Source organism: Pleomorphomonas koreensis DSM 23070 (genome assembly GCF_000425185.1).
In the GTDB taxonomy this organism is placed as follows: domain Bacteria; phylum Pseudomonadota; class Alphaproteobacteria; order Rhizobiales; family Pleomorphomonadaceae; genus Pleomorphomonas; species Pleomorphomonas koreensis.
This window is the reverse complement of the sequence record NZ_KE384327.1, coordinates 258,803-275,780: the sequence shown is the minus strand read 5'-3', so window position 1 is coordinate 275,780 and position 16,978 is coordinate 258,803. Positions and strand designations below refer to the sequence as shown.

The window sequence follows — 16,978 nt, the reverse complement described above, 5'->3', positions numbered from 1 at the left end:
TTCGGCCATGCGCGAAATCGTCTTCGACACGGAAACCACCGGCCTCGATCCCAAAAGCGGCGATCGCCTCGTCGAGATCGGCTGCGTCGAGGTGGTCAACCGCTTTCCGACCGGCCGCAACTACCACGCCTACATCAATCCCGGCCGGTCGGTGCCCAGGGAAGCCTTCGACGTTCACGGCCTGTCCGACGAGTTCCTGGCCGACAAGCCGCGTTTCGACGACATCGCCGACGCCTTCGTCGCCTTTGTCGGCGACGCCCAGCTCGTCGCCCACAACGCCAGCTTCGACATGGGCTTCATCAATTTCGAGCTGAAGGCGTCCGGCCGCGTCGCCTTCGGCAACGAGCGGGTCGTCGACACGCTGATGATGGCCCGCCGCAAGCATCCCGGCGCCCCGGCCAGCCTCGACGCGCTGTGCAGCCGCTATGGCATCGACCGTTCGAGGCGCGTCAAGCACGGCGCCCTGCTCGATGCCGAGCTGCTGGCCGAGGTCTATCTGGAGCTGACCGGCGGCCGGCAAGCCGGCCTCGACCTGACGATGACGGTGCATTCGGGCGCCGACGCGGCCGGCGGCCGGGCCGTGGTGCGGCCGCGCCCCGCGCCGCTGCCGTCGCGCCTCACCGCCACTGAGGCCGAGGCGCATGCCGCCTTCATCGCCGCCATCGGCGACAAGGCGCTGTGGAACGCCTATGTCGAGGCGGACGAGCGGGCGGAAACGGCCTGAGCGGCCCTGCGGGATGTTCTTAGCCGGCAAATCATGGCATAGAGCGCATCAATGGCGTCCCGAACCGGCTTTTCCGCCGAGACGCGGCGATCGACGTTCCGAAGGGAAGGCCCGTGACCAAGCCGCCCGTTGAGAAATTCCGGCAGGTCGCCGCCCTGCCCTACCGGCTGACCGCGCACGGCTACGAGGTGGTGATGATCACCACCCGCGACAGCGGCCGCTGGATATTGCCCAAGGGCTGGCCGATCAAGGGTCTAAAGCCCTACGAAGCCGCCGAGACCGAGGCGATGGAGGAGGCCGGGCTGATCGGCACCGTCGCGACGAAGCCCTGCGGCCGCTTCACCTACGTCAAGCAGTTTCCGAAGCGCCAGGAGAAGGTGCTGGTCGAGGTGTTTCCGATGGCCGTCGAAAAGCAGCTCGACGACTGGCAGGAGAAGGGCCAGCGCGAGGTGCGCTTCTTCAACCCGGTCGACGCGGCGGCGCTGGTGTCGGATGCCGGCGTCGGCGACCTGATCCTCGCCTTCTTCGTCGATCTCGCCAAGAAGAAGGCGGCCGGCACCCTGAAGGCACCGGCCGCCGGGAAAGCGTCCGACAAGGCGGCCGAGGAGGATCAGGCCAGCCCCTCGAACAACGCCGTGGAGAGATAGCGCTCGGCGAACGACGGCACGATCGCCACGATGGTCTTGCCGGCGTTCTCCGGCCGCTGGCCGACCTTGATCGCCGCCCGGAGCGCCGCGCCGGAGGAGATGCCGACCGGCACGCCTTCGAGCTTGGCCACCTGGCGGGCGGTGGCCAGCGCCTCCTCGGAGGAAATCGGCAGGATTTCGTCGTAGACCTTGGTGTCGAGCACCGTCGGAACGAAGCCGGCGCCGATGCCCTGGATCTTGTGCGGGCCGGGCGTGCCGCCCGACAGCACCGGGCTCTCGCTCGGCTCCACCGCCACGATCTTCACGCCGGGCTTGCGGGATTTCAGCACCTGGCCGACGCCGGTGATGGTGCCGCCGGTGCCGATGCCGGACACCACGATGTCGACCGCGCCGTCGGTATCGTTCCAGATTTCCTCGGCGGTGCTGACGCGGTGCACCTCCGGGTTGGCCGGGTTCTCGAACTGCTGCGGAATGATGGCGCCGGGAATGCTGGCGGCCAGCTCGCCGGCCCGGGCGATGGCGCCCTTCATGCCCTTGGCGGCCTCGGTCAGCTCCAGCTCGGCGCCGAGCAGCTTCAGCATCTTGCGCCGCTCGATCGACATCGATTCCGGCATCACCAGGATCAGCCGGTAGCCCTTGGCGGCGGCGACGAAGGCGAGAGCGATGCCGGTGTTGCCCGAGGTCGGCTCGATCAGCGTCGATTCGCCGGGCTTGATCTTGCCCTGGGCCTCCAGCGCCTCGATCAGCGCCACGCCGATGCGGTCCTTGACCGAGGCGATCGGGTTGAAGAACTCCAGCTTGCCGAGGATCGTCGCCTGAACGCCGTTCTCCTTGGCCAGCTTGTCGAGGCGGACCAGCGGCGTGTCGCCGATGGTGTCGGTGATGGAGGCGTAGACCTTGCCGCGACCGCGGCGGGAAAGATCGCTCATGGGATGTCCTCGTGGGCTGATGGGGTCTGTCCGGGAAATTTGCGCCATTCTATCGGCGGCCGGAGAACGCCACCAGTCAACCAAGGCTGCAACCGGCGGCCCGTTTGGAAAATGATCCCATTTAACGGTCAAAACAGGAAAAGGATTGCTCCGGCGTCAGGAACGGCCGGTCGATCCGAAGCCGCCGGCGCCGCGCGCCGTGTCATCGAGCGTGTCCGTCTCGAAGAGGCGGGCGCGGCTGACCGGCGCAATCACCATCTGGGCGATGCGCTCGCCACGGGTGATGGAGAACGGCGCGTCGGAGAGATTGACCAGGATCACCTTCACCTCGCCGCGATAGTCGGCGTCGACGGTGCCGGGCGAGTTCAGCACGGTGACGCCGTGCTTGGCGGCCAGCCCCGAGCGCGGCCGCACCTGCGCCTCATAGCCGGCCGGCAGCGCCAGGGCGAGGCCGGTCGGCACCAGCGCCCGGCCGAGCGGCGGCAGCGTCAGCGGCGCCTCGACGGCGGCGAGGAGATCGAGGCCGGCCGCCCCGTCGCTCTGGTAGGCCGGCAGCGGCAGGCCCTCGGCATGCGGCAGGCGGAGAACGGCAACGTCGACCATGGGAAATCCTTGAAAATCAGGGTGCGTTACGGAGGCGAATCAAAGGGGATCAAGCGAGGCGGCCGGCGATCAGCGCGATCAGCCGTTCGGCCACCTCGTCCTTGGACAGCGTCGGCCAGGCATCGATGCCGGCCGCCGAGACGATGCGGACGCTGTTGCGGTCGCCGCCGAACACGCCACCCTCGGGCGACACGTCGTTGGCGACGATGCAGTCGGCGCCCTTGGCCTGGAGCTTGCGGCCGGCGTTGGTCTCGACGTCGGTCGTTTCGGCGGCGAATCCGACCACCACCTTCGGCCTTCTGTCGCTGTGGCCGAGGCTGGCGAGGATGTCGGGGTTCTCGACGAAGGCGAGCGGCGGCGGATCGCCGGCCGCCTTCTTGATCTTCTGAGGTGCCACCCCGGCGGGCCGCCAGTCTGAGACGGCGGCGGCCATCACCGCCGCGTCGGCCGGCAGCGCCGCGAACACCGCCTCCAGCATCTCAAGCGCCGTCTCGACGCGCACGACGTCGACGCCGGCCGGATCGGCTATCGAAACCGGTCCGGAGACCAGCGTCACGCGGGCGCCGGCCCGGGCGGCGGCGGCGGCCACCGCGTGGCCCTGCTTGCCCGAGGAGCGGTTGGTGATGAAGCGCACCGGGTCGATCGGCTCGATGGTCGGGCCGGAGGTGACCAGCACGTGGCGACCGGCCAGCGGCTTCGGCGTCGCGGCGGCGGCGAAGAAGGCCTCGACGCCGGCGACGATGTCCATCGGCTCGCTGAGGCGGCCGACGCCGGCCTCGCCGCGCTCGGCCATGCGGCCCTCGGCCGGGCCGATGAAGCGGACGCCGTCGGCGAGAAGGCGGGCGGCATTGCGTTGCGTCGCCGGATGCGCCCACATACGCTGGTTCATGGCCGGACAGGCGATGATCGGCGCGGCGGCGGCGAGCAGGCTGGCGGTGGCCAGTTCATCGGCGAGGCCGTTGGCCATGCGGGCGATCAGGTTGGCGGTGGCCGGCGCCACCAGGATCAGGTCGGTGTCGCGGGAAAGCACGATATGGCCGATGTCCTGCTCCTCGGCGGGGTTGAACAGCTCGCTGAACACCGTCTCGCCCGACAGCGCGCCAACGGTGATCGGCGTCACGAATTCCTTGGCCGAGCGCGTCAGGATCACCCTCACCGTCGCGCCCCGCTCCTTGAGGCGCCGGATCACCTCCAGCACCTTGTAGGCGGCGATGCCGCCGCCGATGACGATCAGGATGCGTTTGCCCGCCAGCATGTCCGGCCCCTCTTGCATGATCGGAGGGAACCTAGACCATCGCGGCGCCGAAGGTAAGCGGTCAGAAGCCGCGACCGTCTCCCGTGGACGCAGGACGCCTGTCCCATGCCCTTCCGCCCCGAGATCCGTCGCCTTCGCGGAGGAAGACGATCTATGCTATTGTTTCATTTATATATTCTGTCATGGCCCACTGAGGCGTAACATCTTGGGCGGAATGGAACGCCCCTCAACCCGTGGCGAACTTCTCGTCGAAGGAATAGCCCGAGCCGCGCACCGTGCGGATCGGATCCTTGGCGCGGCCACGGTTGATCGACTTGCGCAGGCGGCCGACATGGACGTCGACGGTGCGTTCGTCGACATAGACGTCATGGCCCCAGACGCCGTTCAGCAGTTGCTCGCGCGAGAACACCCGGCCCGGCGACTGCATCAGGAATTCCAGAAGGCGGAATTCGGTCGGCCCGAGATGCACCTCGCGCGCCGAACGGCGGACGCGCCGCGTCTCGCGGTCGAGTTCGATGTCGCCGGCCATGAGCAGGCTCGACACCGTCTCCGGCTTGGCGCGCCGCAGCATGGCCTTGACGCGGGCGATCAGCTCGGGAACCGAGAACGGCTTCACCACATAGTCGTCGGCGCCGGTGGCGAGGCCGCGCACCCGTTCCGCTTCCTCGCCGCGCGCCGTCAGCATGATCACCGGCAGCCGCTCGGTCTCCGGCCGCGCCCGGAGGCGGCGGCACAGCTCGATGCCGGAAATACCCGGCAGCATCCAGTCCAGCAGCAGGAGGTCGGGCGTGATCTCCTTGAGCCGGATGTCGGCTTCGTCGCCACGGAAGGCCTGCTCCACCTCGAAGCCCTCGGCCTCGAGGTTGTAGCGCAGCATCAGCGACACCGCCTCCTCGTCCTCGACGATCATCACCTTGGCCATGGTCGTGTTCCGCTCCCGCTTGATCAGGTTCCGGCGATGGTGCTGGCGATCGACGCGTCGGCCTTCGGCCGTTCGTCCTCGTAGGAACGGCCCGTCACCACATAGTGCACCGATTCGGCGATGTTGGTGGCGTGGTCGCCGATCCGCTCGATGTTCTTGGCGCAGAACAGCAGATGGATGCAGAAGGTGAGGTTGCGCGGATCCTCCATCATGTAGGTGAGGAGTTCGCGGAACAGCGAGGTGTAGAGCGCGTCGATCTCGTCGTCGCGCCGGCGGACGGCGCCGGCTGCCTGGTCGTCGTGGCTGGCATAGGCGTCGAGCACCATCTTGAGCTGGTGGAGGGCGATCTCGCAGAGATGCTCGACGCCGTTGATCAGCTGCTTGTGCGGGAACACGCCGTTGATGGCGACGGCGCGCTTGGCGATGTTCTTGGCGAGATCGCCCACCCGCTCGATGTCGTTGGCGATGCGCATGGCGCCGACGATCTCCCGGAGATCGCTGGCCATCGGCTGGCGGCGGGCGATCACCAGGATCGCCTTGTCCTCGATGTCGCGCTGCAGCCGGTCGAGTTCGCGGTCGCCGGCAATCACCCGCCGCGCGAGGTCGATGTCGAGGCGGGTCAGCGCCGTCACCGAATCGCCGACCGCGCGCTCGGCGAGGCCGCCGATCTCGGTCACCATGCGGGCGATGGCCTTGAGGTCGTCGTCATAGGCGGAAACAGTATGTTCCATGCGAAATCTCCTGCCGTTTCCGGTCAGCCGAAGCGGCCCGTGATGTAGTCCAGCGTCCGCTGCTCCAGCGGATTGGTGAAGACGTGGTCGGTGGGGCCTTCCTCGATCAGGTGTCCGAGGTGGAAGAAGGCGGTGCGCTGCGACACGCGCGCCGCCTGCTGCATCGAATGCGTGACGATGACGATGGTGAAGTTGGCGCGCAACTCGTCGATCAGCTCTTCGATCTTGGCGGTGGCGATCGGGTCGAGCGCCGAGCAGGGCTCGTCCATCAGGATCACCTCCGGCGACACGGCGATGGCGCGGGCGATGCAGAGGCGCTGCTGCTGGCCGCCGGACAGGCCGGTGCCCGGCTCGGTCAGGCGATCCTTCACCTCGTTGAAGAGCGAGGCCTTTTGCAGCGAGGTGACGACGATCTCCTCGAGGTCGGCCTTGGAACGGGCGAGGCCGTGGATGCGCGGCCCGTAGGCGACATTGTCGAAGATCGACTTCGGGAAGGGATTGGGCTTCTGGAACACCATGCCGACGCGCGCCCGGAGTTCGACCACGTCGAGATCGGGATCGTAGACGTCCTGGTCGTCGAGGGTGATGGTGCCCTCGACGCGGGCGCCGGCGATGGTGTCGTTCATGCGGTTGATGCAGCGCAGGAAGGTCGACTTGCCGCAGCCCGACGGACCGATGAAGGCAGTGACCGCCTTCTCGGCGATGTCGATGGAGACGCCGTGCAGCGCCTGCTTCTGGCCGTAGGTCACCTTGACGTTGCGGGTGTGGATCTTGATCGGCCGGCCCGCCGCGTCGGGGGTGCGGACGGTCTCGAAGGGCACGGTGGCCTGGACTGCGGACATGGCGGGAACTCCGGAAATCACCAGCGGCGCTCGAAGGCGCGGCGGAGCAGGATGGCGATGCTGTTCATGGCGAGCAGGAAGGCGAGCAGCACGATGATCGCCGCCGAGGTGCGCTCGGTGAAGGCGCGCTCCGGCTCGGTCGCCCACATGTAGATCTGGGTCGGCAGCGCCGTCGCCGGGTCGAGCGGCGTCGACGGATAGTCGACGATGAACGCCTTCATGCCGATCATCAGGAGCGGCGCCGTCTCGCCGAGCGCGTGGGCGAGGCCGATGATGGTGCCGGTCAGCACGCCCGGCATGGCCAGCGGCAGCACGTGGTGGAACACCGTCTGCATCTTCGAGGCGCCGATGCCGAGGCCGGCCTCGCGGATCGACGGCGGCACCGCCTTCAGCGCGGCGCGGGTGGCGATGATGATGGTCGGCAGCGTGGTCAGCGTCAGCACCAGGCCGCCGACCAGGCTGGCCGAGCGCGGCAGATGGGCGAAGTTGATGAACACCGCGAGGCCGAGGAGGCCGTAGACGATCGATGGCACGGCGGCGAGGTTGTTGATGTTGACCTCGATCAGGTCGGTCCAGCGGTTCTTGGGCGCGAATTCCTCGAGATAGATCGAGCCGGCGACGCCGAGCGGCAGCGACAGCACCAGCACCACCAGCATCATGTAGAGCGAGCCGACCAGCGCCACGCCGACGCCGGCCATCTCCGGCCGTGTCGAGGCGCCGTTGGTGAACAGGGCCGTGTTGAAGGCGAGGCGCAGCGCGCCGTCCGCCTTCAGCCTGTCGATCAGCACGATGTGCTTGTCCTTGATGAGGCGCTGGCTTTCCGGAACGTCGGCGGGGATCGTTCCCTTGACGAAGGAATCGACGTCGCCGGTGGCATAGAAGGCGACCGCCTTCTTGGTGCCGATCAGCGTGGGGTCGGCGGCGATCATCGACCGCAGCATCGGCCCCGAGCCCTTGGACAGGAGATCGAGCCCGTCGTAGAGGGCGTCCTCGTCGTTGGGGTCGATCTCCAGCGTCCGGACGAGCGCCGCGGCGATCAGGTCGTCGAAGCGGAAGGCGTTGCCCGACATGATCGCCGCCGGCGAGCGGTCGCCGTCCGGGGCGATGATCGCCGGATCGAAATCGACGATCATGGTGATGCGCGTCTGCTGGAAGGCGGTGTAGCCGCGCAGGACGATCGAGCCGAACAGCAGCGCCAGGAAGGTGAGGGCGAGCGCCACCGCCATGAGGCCGAAGGTGCGGAAGCGCCGCTCGGCGGCATAACGGCGCTTGAGGCCGATGTCGATCCTGGAGATCTTGCGGACGTCGGGGCCGGAAAGCTGCGAGGGAGGGAGCGGAAGGGCGCGATCGGTCATTCGTACTGCTCCCGATACTTGCGGACGATGGTCAGCGCCAGCACGTTGAGGCCGAGCGTGATGACGAACAGCGTGATGCCCAGCGCGAAGGCCACCAGCGTCTGCGGGCTGGTGAACTCGAGGTCGCCGGTCAGCTGGTTGACGATCTTGACGGTGATGGTGGTCATCTCGGCGAACGGGTTGAGCGAGGCGCGGGCGGCGACGCCGGCCGCCAGCACGACGATCATCGTCTCGCCGATGGCGCGGGAGACGGCGAGCAGCACCGCGCCGACCACGCCCGGCAGCGCCGCCGGCAGGATCACCTGCCGCATGGTCTCCGAGCGGGTGGCGCCGAGCGCCAGCGAGCCGTCGCGCAGCGAGCGCGGCACGGCGGTGATGATGTCGTCGCTGAGCGAGGAGACGTAGGGGATGATCATGATGCCCATCACCAGACCGGCGGTGAGCACGTTGTTGCCCGAGGTGCCGAGGCCGAGCGGTACGGCCAGCCAGTCGCGGATGAACGGCCCGATGGTGGTCAGCGCGAAGAAGCCGTAGACGATGGTCGGGATGCCGGCCAGGATCTCGATCAGCGGCTTGGCGATCGAGCGCACCTTGGAGCCGGCGTATTCGGCCATGTAGACGGCCGAGAACAAGCCGACCGGCACCGCCACCAGCATGGCGAAGAACGAGATGTAGATGGTGCCCCAGAACAGCGGCAGGAAGCCGAACTGGCCGCTTTCCGTCGAACCGGCAGCGGCGAAGCGCGGGTCCCAGATGGTGCCGAAGTAGAAGTTGATCGGCGACACCATCGAGAAGAACTGCAAGGCCTGGAACAGCAGGCTGAGCACGATGCCGACGGTGGTCAGGATGGCCACCGACGAGGCGGCGATCAAGAGGGCGAGAACGGTGTTCTCGACGAGGTTGCGCGCCCGGAGGCGTGGACGCACCCGTGCGAAGGCGAAGATCAGCCCGAAGGCGAGGGCGGCCACCACCGCCGCGTCGATGGCGGTGTCGAGGCCGTCCGAGACGACGTTGAGCGCGCCGGCGGCGACCAGCTGGTAGGGCTTGACGTCCTCGCCGAGCGGCAGGCCGTGGCGGGCGAACACCGAGCGCGCCGTCACCACGCCGATGCGGATGTTCTGGAGTTCGTCGGGCGTGGCGAGCTTCAGGCCGGCCGCCACCTGCTCGACGCCGGAGATCTGCAGCGACAGCTGCGTCGTATCAGCGAGCACCGTCTCCGGCAGGTTGGCGCGCACCGTGCGGTCGACGATCAGCGGCTTGGCCAGCGACAGGACGATCAGGATGGCCAGAGCCGGCATTGCCGTCCACACCAGCACGTAGGCGCCGTAATAGCCGGGCCGGGCGGCGAGCGCGCCTTTGCCGGAGAGCACGACGGACTTCCAGCGGCCCAGTACGTAGCCGAAGAAGGAAAGGCCCGCGATTAGCGCGAGCAGCCAGAGCGGACCCATTCGGCCTCCCCGTTTCTTGCGTCCGCCAGTTGGCGGCACGATAGGAAAGGGCCTCGCTCGGAGGCCCTTGCCGTTTCAGGTTGCGATCGCTCAGAGCGTCTTGCCGGCCTGGAAGTCGGCGAGCATCTTCTGGCGCTCTTCCTTCGGCGCCGGCACCAGGCCCTTGGCGACGGTCGGCGAACGCGGGCCGATCATCTGGTCGGCCAGGAAGAACTCGACGTAGTCCTTGAGGCCGGGGACGACGCCGAGATGCGCCTTCTTGACATAGAAGAACAGCGGCCGCGACACCGGATATTCGCCCTTGGCGATGGTGTCGACCGTCGGGGCGATGCCGGAGACGGTGGCGACCTTCAGCTTGTCCTTGTTGTTCTGGTAGAAGTCCAGGCCGAACACGCCGATGCCGGTCTTGTTGGAATCGATGCGGGCGAGCGTCTCGTTATACTCGCCGTCGATGTCGATCGCCTTGCCGTCCTTGCGCACTTTGACGCAGGCCTTCTGGGCGTCGGCGGCGGCGAGGCCGGAGGCGATGAAGGCGTCATAGGCCTTGGTGGCCTTGCAGCCGGCCAGGAGCAGCTTCTCCTCGAACACTTCGCGCGTGCCGTGCTTCTCGCCGGGGATGTAGGCGGCGATGTCCCAGTCCGGGAAGCCGGCCTTGACGTCGGACCACTTGGCGTTGGGGTTGTCGACGAGCTGGCCGTCCTTCAGCACCCGGGCGCCGAGGGCGTTGAACCAGTCGGCCGGCTCGTAGGCGAAGTCCGGGCCCTTGATGTCGGAGGCGAAGACGATGCCGTCGTAGCCGATGCGGATTTCCTGCACCTCGGTGACGCCGGCCGCCTTGCAGGCGTCGAGTTCCTCGGCCTTGATCGGCCGGGAGGCGTCGGCGATGTCGATGGTGGCGTCGCCGACGCCCTTGCAGAACTCCTTGAGGCCGGCGCCGGTGCCGCCGCCTTCGACGATCGGCGCCTTGAAGTTCGGGTTGGCCTCGGCGAAGGCCTCGGCCACGATGGTGGCGTAAGGCAGGACGGTGGACGAGCCGGCGATGTGAATCTGCTCGGCCGCCAGGGCGGCGGTACCGGTGGCGGAGAGGCCGAGCACGAAGGCGCCGGCAGCGGTGGAGAATTTCACGGGTGCACTCCTAACGGTCTAGGATCGCGACGGCGGGAGCCCGGAAAGCCCGGCAGCTGTGCCCAACCCGTCACGCCCACGGACCCTAGCGATCGGACACTACCCTTCTATGACGGAACCGCTACAAGATTGTGACAATGCAATATATTGATTTGAAATAGGAATTCAGATCGCCCCGGTTTCGGTCGCCGCGTCCTCGGCGGTTTTTGTCATCTCGGCCTCCGGCCCCGGCCGCCGCGGCAGCCAGACGCTTACCGTGGTGCCGACGCCCACCTCCGAGCGGATGGCGAGACGGCCGTGGTGGCGGTTGACGATGTGCTTGACGATGGCAAGGCCGAGGCCGGTGCCGTGCTGCTCGCGGCTTCTCGCCGCATCCACCCTATAGAAGCGCTCGGTGAGGCGCGGCAGGTGATCGGCGGGAATGCCGGGCCCGTCGTCGGTCACGCCGGCGCGGAAGCCGGGCCGGCCGTCGTCGCCGGTCTCCCCGGTGAGGGAGAGGCCGATGCGACCGCCGTCGCGGCCGTATTTGACGGCGTTCTCGACGAGATTGGCGAACACCTGCATCAGCTCGTCGCGGTCGCCGCTGACCGGCGCCGCCGGGCTCGCGGCCACGCTGATCGTCGCCTGTCGGCCGGCCGCCACCGGCGCCATCATGTCGGCCACCGCCGGCAGCACCTCGGCGAGGTCGACGGCGCCGGTCGGCCGGACGTGCGCCTTCATTTCGAGGCGCGACAGCGACATCAGGTCGTCGATCAGCCGGCCCATGCGGCGGGCCTGCTCCAGCATGATGGCCAGGAAGCGCTCGCGGTTGGCCTCGTCGCGGCGGGCCGGGCCGAGCAGCGTCTCGACGAAGCCGGTCAGCGAAGCGAGCGGCGTCCTGAGTTCGTGGCTGGCGTTGGCGATGAAGTCGGTGCGCATGCGGTCGAGGCGGACGGCCTCGCTCTCGTCCCGGAGGCGCACCAGCACGAAGTCCGGCCGCCGGCGCGGCTCGGGGCGCGGCAGGCGCAGCGGCGAACAGCGGACGATGAAATGCCGTTCGGCCGGGCCGCGCTCGGTGAAGCGCACCGGCGGCACGCTTTCGCCCTGGCCGGCGCGGTTGAGCGCCTCGAGGATGTCCGGCACGCGCAGCTTGAAGGCCAGGGGATCGCCGACGCGCGCCGGGCCGAACTCGGCGGCGGCGGCGGCGTTCTGGTAGCGCAGCATGCCGTCGGCGTCGGTGAGGAAGGCCGGCTCCTCCATGCCGTCGAGCAGCAGCTTCATGCCGGTGTCCGGCCAGCGGCGGGCCGGATAGCGGTCGAGCGGCTGCGGCCGCGCCGCCGTGCCGCCGGCCGGCAATACGGCGAGGGCGGCGCCGGCGGTGGCGAGGAGGCCGAGCAGCGCCACGATCGGCCGAAGGCCGGCGGCGAGGAACAGCACCAGCCAGAATACGGCGGCCGCCGCCAGCACCACCTTGAGGCGCCCCTCGGCCAGAGCCTCGGCCAGACGGCCGCGTCCCTCCGGCGGGGTGTCATTTCTCTCCGGCCTATCCGGCGGCAGGCTCATTGCATTCACGCGTCCTTAAGCGGAAACTCGGATCCTGTCACATTGATAATCGTCTTTTGTGACACTCGTTGCATGGCGGTGGCGGCCGGAGTCTGGGGGAAAGCGTATGGGAAAGAAAGACAAATCGACGGGCGGGCTGTCGCGTCGCTTCATATCGAACGCCGAACTGATCGCCGCCCGAGAGGGCGCCGCCGTGCTGGCGACGCAGGCGCCCGACGCGCCGCCGATCACGCTCGGCAAGATGACCTTCGACCTCGACAATCCCTATCTCCCCGAGGAGATCGAGATGGAGGCGCTCGGCTCCGGCGGCTACCCCTACAAGGAGGCGATCAAGGAAAAGGCCTATGTCGAGGAACTGCGCGTTCTGCAGATCGAGCTGGTCAAGCTGCAGAAATGGGCCAACGACACCGGCCAGCGCATCGTCCTGTTGTTCGAGGGGCGCGACGCCGCCGGCAAGGGCGGCACCATTTCCACCTTCCTCGAATACATGAACCCGCGTTCGGCCCGCCACGTGGCGCTGTCCAAGCCGTCCGACGTCGAGCGCGGCCAGTGGTATTTCCAGCGCTACGTCAAGGAGCTGCCGACGCGCGGCGAGATCGTCTTCTTCGACCGGTCCTGGTACAACCGCGCCGTGGTCGAGCCGGTGATGGGTTTCTGCACGCCGGAAGAGGCGAACCTGTTCCTGGAGGAGGTGCCGAGCTTCGAGAAGATGCTGATCAACGACGGCATCGTGCTGATCAAGATCTGGCTCGACATCGGCCGCGAGATGCAGCTGAAGCGCTTTCACGATCGCCGCCACGATCCGCTGCGCATCTGGAAGCTGTCGCCGGTCGATCTCAAGGCGCTCGGCATGTGGGACGAGTATACCGCGGCCCGCGACCGCATGCTGAAGGCCAGCCACTCCGACCTCAGCCCGTGGATCGTCGTCCGGTCCAACGACAAGAAGCGGGCGCGGCTCAACGCCATCCGCTACCTGCTCGGTCAGCTCGACTACGCCCGCAAGAACCTCGCCGCCATCGGCGAGATCGACGACAAGATCCTCGGCAAGGGCCCGAAGTTCCTGAAGATCAAGGACAAGGGCTGACGAAGGTCACGCCAGCCGCAGGTACCAGTGGATGTCGCGGTCGCTCACTTCGGCGAAGAAGCGGTCGCACTCGGCTTCCTTGATGGTGAGGTAGATGTCGGTGAAGCGCTCCCCGAGCCGCCGCTTCAGGAAGTCGGAAGCGCGCGCCCGGCGGAGCGCCTCCGGCCAGAAGCGCGGCAGCGACGGCGGCACCTGCGCGTAGCCGTTGCCGACGATCGGCGGCGACGGGGTTAGCCGCCGCTCGATGCCCTCGATCATGCCGGCGATCACCACGGCGAGCCCGACGTAAGGGTTGACGTCGGCGCCGGCGACGCGCTGTTCGAGATGGCGCGTCTCGGGCGGGCCGCCGGTGACGCGGATCGGCACCGAGCGGTTGTCGATGGCCCAGGCCGGGCCGAGCGGCGCGTAGGAGTTGGGCTTGAAGCGCCTGAAGCTGTTGGCGTTGGGGGCGAGGATGGCCATGCTCTCGGCCATGGTCGTCTCAAGGCCGGCGATCGCCTGCCTGAGCAGCGGATTGCCCTCGGGCTCGTCGCCGGCGAACAGGTTGCGGCCGGCATCGTCTGAGAGGCTGACGTGGAAATGGGCGCCCGAGCCGGCGAAGTCGGCATAGGGCTTGGCCATGAAGGTGGCGACGTAGCCGTGGCGCTCGGCGACGCCCTTGACCAGACGCTTCCAGAGAATGGCGTCGTCGGCCGCCCGCAGCGGATCGGCGCGGTGTTCCAGCACGATCTCGAACTGGCCGGGCGAATACTCCGAGATCAGCGTGCGGGCCGGCAGGCCGGCCGTCTCGGCGGCGGCATAGATTGCTTCGAGCAGGTCCGAGAAGTCGGAGAGATCCTGCACCAGGCAGGCCTGGAGGTCGGTCTGGCGGAAGCCGTTGGGAGCGGTGGGCGGCGTCAGGCGGCCCTCGGCCGCCGCCTTGCCGTCGAGAAGGTAGAACTCCAGCTCGACGGCGGCGGCCGGATGGAAGCCGAGGGCACGGGCGTTCTCGACGACGCGGCCGAGCGCGTGGCGCGGATCGCTGGCCGAGCCCATGCCGTCGGTCTCGAAGGAGGTGAGGATGAACTGGCCGGTCGGCACCGTCCGCCACGGCGAGCGGACCAGCGTGCCGGCCACCGGCCGGCAGATGCGGTCGGCGTCGCCCGTCTCCCATAGGAGGCCGGTCTCCTCGACGTCGGCGCCCTTGATGTCGAGCGACAGCACCGAGCAGGGCAGCGGCCGTCCCGCCCGGTAGGCGCCGATCAGCTCGGCACGGCGCAGCAGCTTGCCGCGCTGCACGCCGGAGCAGTCGGTCAGCAGGCACTCGAACTGGACGACGTCGGGATGGGCGGCGAGGAAAGCCTCGGCCTCGGCGACGTCGGCGATCTTGACGGCGGGCATGGTTGACGATCCCGGAAACAGCGCGAACGACGGACAATCTCCGACGTCATGGCACTTCCCACCGATGATTGTCCAGTGCAGGCCGTCGATCGAAGCCGGGGGACACGACCTTTGGCGCGGCGCCGAGCGGCGTTTCGCGGCGCGCCGTGCCCGAAATGCATCCAGCGGCGCATAAAGCCGGGAGGCCGGGAAAATGCGGCTTGGCCCTGCCGCCGGTTGTCGGCTAGAGTGCCGCCACCACCGGTTATGGATCGTCATGCGTTTCCCGTTTTACGTCCTTCTGCCCGTCCTTCTGCTGCTTGCCGCCTGCGCCGGCTCGCGTCCCAGCGGCGGCGCCCTCGAGGTCGTGACGGCGGCGGCGCCGGAGGCCACCGAGCACGCGCTCCTGGTGGCGGCGACGCGCGAGCGGGTGGCGACAGGGCCGGCGATGTTCAACGGCGAGCGGGCCGGCCAGCTCGATTTCGCCGACCTCTCGATCTCCGTGCCGCCCGGCCACAAGACCGGCAACATCGAATGGCCGTCGCCGCTGCCCGGCGATCCGCAGAAGCAGTTCGTGGCACGGTCGCTCGCCTATGTCGACGGCGCCGCCGCCTTCAAGGCGCGGCTGTCGGCGCGTCTTGCCGCCCTGCCGAAGGGCCGGCGCTCGGTGGCGGTGATCGTCCACGGCTTCAACACCGATTTCGACGAGGCGGTGTTCCGCGCCACCCAGATCGTCCACGACACCGGCTTCGACGGCGTGCCGGTGCTGTTCACCTGGGCGTCGCGCGGCTCGCTGTTCGACTACGTCTACGATCGCGACAGCGCCACGCTGGCCCGCGACGGCCTCGAACAGCTCCTGAGCCTTGCCGCCGACAGCGGCGTCGAAAACCTCTATGTTTTCGCCCATTCCATGGGCAACTGGGCGACCGTCGAGGCGCTGCGGCAGGCCAAGATCGCCGGCCACGGCGATTTCGGCGGCAAGCTGCGCACCGTGGTGCTGGCCGCCCCCGATATCGACGTCGGCGTGTTCAAGGCGGAGATGCGGGTGATCGGCCGGCCGAAATATCCCTTCCTGCTGTTCTCCTCCTCCGACGACCAGGCGCTGTGGCTGTCGGGGCTGATCGCCGGCGAGAAGCCGCGCCTCGGCGCCTATACCGACGACAAGGCGGCCATCGCCGACCTCGGGGTGATCGTCATCGACCTCTCGGCCACCGCGGCCACCGATTCGTTCGCCCACAACAAGTTTGCCGTCGCCCTGCCCGAGTTCGTCACCCGTCTCGGCGAGCGCCTGAGACACGGCGACCGGCTGGCCACCGGCCGCGACAGCTTCTCGGATACGGCTCGCGGCGTCGGCCAGGGGCTTGGCGATCTGGTCGGCAGCACCGCCGGCGCGGTGGTGACGCTGCCGGCCTATCTCTTGACGCTGCCGCTCCGGGCGGTGGGCGGCTAGTCTCGATCCTTGCCGAGGATGTCGAGCAGCCGGTCGAGCGTTGCCTCGTCGAGGCGGCCGATGCTCCTGGCGAGGCGGTTGGCAAGCTCGGTCGCCTTGGGGCCGAGGCCCTCGGTGTCGACCACGACGCGCGGATGCGACAGGCCGGCCAGCCGTTCCAGCTCCTCGGCTTCGTCCCAGATGATGTTGAGGTGGCCGATGATCCGCTGCAGCAGGTCCCAGCTCGGCCGGCCGCGCTTGCCGTGCTCGAGCGCCGACAGATAGGCCGGCGACACGCCGATCGCCGCCGCCATCGCCTTCATGGTCATGCCGCGCGCCTGACGGAGGTCGCGCAGCCGGGCGCCGAACGGGGTCATCCTTCACCTCTCACGCGGGTCCCGGCCTGCCGGACCCGGTCTCCGGTCATTTCCTCTTGCGGATGCGGATGTAGAGGGCGCCGCCGCCGCCATGCACCGGTCCGGCGTCCTCGTAGCCGAGTACCACCGAGCGGAAATCCGGCAGGCTCAGCCACATCGGCACGACGCGCCTGAGCACGCCGCGCTCGTGGTCGTGCAGGCTCTGGAAGTCGCCGCCCGGCCGGCCCTTGCCGGTGATCACCAGCACCACCTTCCAGCCGGCGGCCTGGGCATAGTGGAGAAAGCCGGACAGGCGGGCGTGCGCCTCGTCCTGGCGAAAGCCGTGCAGGTCGAGCCGGCCGTCGATCGCCGTGCGGCCGCGGTTGACCGCCTGCCGCTCGCGCTTGCCGAACGGATGCAGCTTAGGCAGTGCCGGCTTCTGCGGCGATGCGGCGGTGGTGGCCGGCGGCAGGCGGACGAGCGGCCGCTCGGGTTCCGGCTGAGCGGCGGCGAGCGCCGGCGGCGGCGTCAGCTTTTCCGGCCGCAGCGGCGTCACGGTCTTCTTCACCGCCCGCCAGAGTTCCTCCTCCTCCGGGGCGAGCGGCCGACCTTTGCGGCGGGACATGC

17 protein-coding genes are annotated in these 16,978 nt (G+C 68.6%); 4 read left to right on the top strand and 13 right to left on the bottom strand.

Features of this window, described 5'->3' with window-relative positions; genetic code table 11:
* The first annotated feature begins 7 nt into the window (after positions 1 to 7).
* Together dnaQ and H512_RS25420 are read left to right on the top strand one after the other, a co-directional pair.
* A complete protein-coding gene (dnaQ, locus tag H512_RS0121360; protein ID WP_026785134.1) occupies positions 8 to 724 on the top strand; it encodes a DNA polymerase III subunit epsilon in 717 nt (238 codons plus the stop codon).
* Between the two features lie 113 nt (positions 725 to 837).
* Positions 838 to 1,371 (top strand): NUDIX hydrolase, encoded by a 534-nt coding sequence (locus H512_RS25420; RefSeq protein ID WP_053240128.1) that lies wholly within the window; start codon positions 838 to 840, stop codon positions 1,369 to 1,371.
* Here H512_RS25420 and cysK read toward each other — a convergent pair.
* The 10 genes from cysK to H512_RS25415 all read right to left on the bottom strand — a co-directional run bounded on the left by cysK (position 1,335) and on the right by H512_RS25415 (position 12,123).
* Positions 1,335 to 2,300: a cysteine synthase A gene (cysK, locus tag H512_RS0121350; RefSeq protein WP_026785133.1), complete on the bottom strand. Its 966-nt coding sequence runs from the start codon at positions 2,298 to 2,300 to the stop codon at positions 1,335 to 1,337. The genes H512_RS25420 and cysK overlap by 37 nt on opposite strands.
* A gap of 156 nt (positions 2,301 to 2,456) precedes the next feature.
* Entirely contained in the window at positions 2,457 to 2,903 is a 447-nt protein-coding gene (gene dut, locus H512_RS0121345) for a dUTP diphosphatase (protein WP_026785132.1), read from the bottom strand.
* Between the two features lie 49 nt (positions 2,904 to 2,952).
* Positions 2,953 to 4,158, bottom strand: a complete 1,206-nt coding sequence (gene coaBC, locus H512_RS0121340; RefSeq protein WP_026785131.1) for a bifunctional phosphopantothenoylcysteine decarboxylase/phosphopantothenate--cysteine ligase CoaBC — start codon at positions 4,156 to 4,158, stop codon at positions 2,953 to 2,955.
* A gap of 226 nt (positions 4,159 to 4,384) precedes the next feature.
* Positions 4,385 to 5,080, bottom strand: coding sequence for a phosphate regulon transcriptional regulator PhoB (gene phoB, locus H512_RS0121335; protein WP_026785130.1), 696 nt, complete (start codon positions 5,078 to 5,080; stop codon positions 4,385 to 4,387).
* A gap of 23 nt (positions 5,081 to 5,103) precedes the next feature.
* Positions 5,104 to 5,811, bottom strand: a complete 708-nt coding sequence (phoU, locus tag H512_RS0121330) for a phosphate signaling complex protein PhoU (protein ID WP_036793085.1) — start codon at positions 5,809 to 5,811, stop codon at positions 5,104 to 5,106.
* A 23-nt stretch (positions 5,812 to 5,834) separates the two neighbouring features.
* Complete coding sequence (gene pstB, locus H512_RS0121325) at positions 5,835 to 6,653, bottom strand: phosphate ABC transporter ATP-binding protein PstB (RefSeq protein ID WP_026785128.1); 819 nt, start codon at positions 6,651 to 6,653, stop codon at positions 5,835 to 5,837.
* A gap of 17 nt (positions 6,654 to 6,670) precedes the next feature.
* Positions 6,671 to 8,008, bottom strand: a complete 1,338-nt coding sequence (pstA, locus tag H512_RS0121320; protein WP_026785127.1) for a phosphate ABC transporter permease PstA — start codon at positions 8,006 to 8,008, stop codon at positions 6,671 to 6,673.
* Positions 8,005 to 9,456 (bottom strand): phosphate ABC transporter permease subunit PstC, encoded by a 1,452-nt coding sequence (gene pstC, locus H512_RS0121315; protein ID WP_026785126.1) that lies wholly within the window; start codon positions 9,454 to 9,456, stop codon positions 8,005 to 8,007. Before pstC ends, pstA begins: the two co-directional genes overlap by 4 nt.
* Before the next feature lie 90 nt (positions 9,457 to 9,546).
* Positions 9,547 to 10,581: a substrate-binding domain-containing protein gene (locus H512_RS0121310; protein WP_026785125.1), complete on the bottom strand. Its 1,035-nt coding sequence runs from the start codon at positions 10,579 to 10,581 to the stop codon at positions 9,547 to 9,549.
* Positions 10,582 to 10,746: 165 nt separating this feature from the next.
* On the bottom strand, positions 10,747 to 12,123 hold the full coding sequence (locus H512_RS25415; protein WP_053240127.1) for an ATP-binding protein: 1,377 nt from the start codon (positions 12,121 to 12,123) through the stop codon (positions 10,747 to 10,749).
* 241 nt (positions 12,124 to 12,364) lie between these two features.
* Here H512_RS25415 and ppk2 point away from each other — a divergent pair, with 241 nt between their 5' ends.
* Positions 12,365 to 13,207, top strand: coding sequence for a polyphosphate kinase 2 (gene ppk2, locus H512_RS0121300; RefSeq protein WP_053240151.1), 843 nt, complete (start codon positions 12,365 to 12,367; stop codon positions 13,205 to 13,207).
* Between the two features lie 6 nt (positions 13,208 to 13,213).
* Here ppk2 and H512_RS0121295 read toward each other — a convergent pair whose 3' ends face one another.
* Entirely contained in the window at positions 13,214 to 14,587 is a 1,374-nt protein-coding gene (locus tag H512_RS0121295; RefSeq protein WP_026785123.1) for a glutamine synthetase family protein, read from the bottom strand.
* A gap of 256 nt (positions 14,588 to 14,843) precedes the next feature.
* Here H512_RS0121295 and H512_RS0121290 point away from each other — a divergent pair, with 256 nt between their 5' ends.
* Positions 14,844 to 16,016 (top strand): alpha/beta hydrolase, encoded by a 1,173-nt coding sequence (locus H512_RS0121290; protein WP_036793083.1) that lies wholly within the window; start codon positions 14,844 to 14,846, stop codon positions 16,014 to 16,016.
* Here the strand turns inward: H512_RS0121290 and H512_RS0121285 are convergent.
* Positions 16,013 to 16,372: a helix-turn-helix domain-containing protein gene (locus H512_RS0121285; protein WP_026785121.1), complete on the bottom strand. Its 360-nt coding sequence runs from the start codon at positions 16,370 to 16,372 to the stop codon at positions 16,013 to 16,015. The genes H512_RS0121290 and H512_RS0121285 overlap by 4 nt on opposite strands.
* Before the next feature lie 46 nt (positions 16,373 to 16,418).
* On the bottom strand, positions 16,419 to 16,976 hold the full coding sequence (locus tag H512_RS0121280; protein ID WP_026785120.1) for a Smr/MutS family protein: 558 nt from the start codon (positions 16,974 to 16,976) through the stop codon (positions 16,419 to 16,421).
* Positions 16,977 to 16,978 lie beyond the last annotated feature (2 nt).